This window comes from Bradyrhizobium sp. Mp27 (assembly GCF_029953005.1).
GTDB classification, from domain to species: Bacteria; Pseudomonadota; Alphaproteobacteria; order Rhizobiales; family Xanthobacteraceae; genus Bradyrhizobium; species Bradyrhizobium barranii.
Genome location: NZ_JASAUS010000408.1, coordinates 1 through 2,326 on the forward strand (window position 1 = coordinate 1; position 2,326 = coordinate 2,326).

A 2,326-nucleotide genomic window follows, 5' to 3' on the forward strand; every position below is an offset into this window, starting at 1 on the left:
TCATTTTGCGCCAGCGCATCCTGCCAGGGCCCGTTCAGACACCTACGCTGGTCTTGAGCCATTTGTTGATCTGAATGCGCCGACGCCGTCCGAGTTGCGCGACGATGCTCATTTTGCGCCAGCGCATCCTGCCAGGGCTCGCTCAGACACCTACGCCGGTCTTGAGGCAGCGGTTAATCCGAATCCGCGCACACCATTCGAGTTGCGTGACAATGCTTGGGCCCCGGCGCCTGACTTTCGGCCGCTGTTTGCCGGGCCAGTACCGGGGCATCACCAGGGCGCTCGACAGCCCGGCTCGCCGCAGGGGCTTTCTCCGGCGCCAGCCTTCTCGGATGATGAAGCTTTGGCGTGGTTGCGCGAGGAGCTGGCGCGACGGCAGATGCAAGAACCGGCCTCACCATCAACCGGCGGGGCTCCCTCAGACATCTACGGCGGCCTTGAGTCATTGGTGCATCTGGATGCGCCCACGCCGTGGGAATTGCGCGACGATGCTCACTTTGCGCCGGCGCCCGCTGCCAGGGCGCGCTCGGACACCTACCGCGGTTTTCCATTGGTTGATCTGACTGCGCCCACGCCGTCCGAATCACGCGACGATGCTAATTCTGTACGGCCGTTTCCGATCACCTCCGCCAACGCTCAGATCGGGGCTTTAGATCCGACAGTCTCGTCTCACGGCCACGGGCTGGTGCTCGAGGACACGGAATGGCTGGGCGACGAGCATATCGACAGGGATTACCGGCTCCAGGAGCAGGATTTGCAGAGGAACGATCCGGATCTCGCCGCCCGGACGCGGTTCGTGAATCCCCTCATCGTCCTAAATTATCTGGGCTCTAACGACGATGGCGTCGTGCAAACCGAGTTCCAGCGCATCGTCCATGATGATGAATTTAATGATACAGCCGACTTCCTGTTCCTGCCCGTGATTAATGCCAACCCTGAAGATCCTAATAACCTCGGCAACCATTGGTCGCTGCTGTTCGTTGATCGCAGTGACCGGGGGCAGCCGGTCGCCTACCACTACGATTCCTACAGGGGACTCAACAAAAAGCATGCAGAGCATCTCGCAAGTAGGCTGCACCTCCGCCTGGAGCCAGCCGGCATGGCCCAGCAGCAGAACACTTATGATTGCGGCGTCTTTGTCGTGGACGGGACGCGGGCGCTGGTTAGGCAATTGGAGCAAGGAGGGCAGACAGTCCACCTGGACCAGCTCGTCGTCGATCGGCAGGCACTGCAAAACCGACTCAGGGGCTGATGTCGCCGTGGGCGAGATAGAGTTGGCTGTGAATCGACGCTGAACATTGACCCCCGTACGCGCGAAGTCAATCAAGTACTTGGGACGCCGATCGGCGTCCGGACCCCACACGATGACATAATTGCGGTCGGCGCCCGCGGGACGAAAGGTCCGCTATCTTCAAGCCTGCACGCAATCACACGAATCGGAGGGGCTATGAAGCAATATGTTGGGCTTGACGTCTCACAAAAGGAGAGAATCAGGAACAGCAGAAGCCCGTTCCCGAAGATCATACGTCCGTCAGCAAGGACGAGGAATCGGGCGCACGAGGGTTGCAGCGCGATTTGCAGGATCGGTTGCAGCCGGCGCACGACGAGCCGGTGAGCGAGCCCGTCAGCGATAGTGCTTCCCATCCCGAAGTACCTGCAGGCTCGCGCCGGTTCGCCGCCTGCTCAAGGTCGGCATTGGCCTTGCGATTGTGGCCGTCTTCGGATGGTTGCCGCTGAAGGCCGTGCTGCAGACCTCGAGCGTTGCGGCCGTGGTCAATGCCAGGATCGTGACGTTGCGCTCGCCGATTGACGGCACCGTGAGCGCGAAGCCGCCGCAAGGCTCGACGCAACTCAGCGTGGTCCATGAGGGCGACGCGATCCTTCATGTCGTCAACGCGCGTGGCGATCGCGTGCGGCTCGACGATCTTCGGCGGCAGATGTCCCGGATGGAAAATGAGCGCCCGAGTTTCGCCGCCAAGCTTGCGGCCGCCGAGACGGCGCAACAGGACCTCGCCCGCCAGGCGGCCCAGTTCCGCGACGGTCGCATCCTCCAGCTCCAGGCGCGCATTGCCGAAATCCAGTCGGCGATCGAGGCCGCGGCCGCGCGACGGGAGAAGGCAGTGGCCGCCGTCGAGCGGGCCTCGTCACTGATCAAATCGGGCAGCGTCTCGACGGTCGAAATGGCCCGCCTGACGCGCGAGCAGGCGATCGCCCAGCAGACTGCGGATTTCACGGATCGTGAGCATCGATTTCGCGCGATCGTGAGCACTGAATTCAGACGATCGTGAGCAGCCCGCTACGGCCGATGGGAGATAGAGTCAGTGTT

At 62.2% G+C, this 2,326-nt stretch carries 2 protein-coding genes; both read left to right on the forward strand.

The annotated features are described in order from the left end of the window. The coding region (locus QJT78_RS50325) for a Ulp1 family isopeptidase (RefSeq protein WP_281460831.1) at positions 1–1,252 on the forward strand (1,252 nt) is incomplete at its 5' end. A 457-nt stretch (positions 1,253–1,709) separates the two neighbouring features. Beyond that, positions 1,710–2,288, forward strand: a complete 579-nt coding sequence (locus QJT78_RS50330) for a hypothetical protein (protein ID WP_011084521.1) — start codon at positions 1,710–1,712, stop codon at positions 2,286–2,288. Positions 2,289–2,326 lie beyond the last annotated feature (38 nt).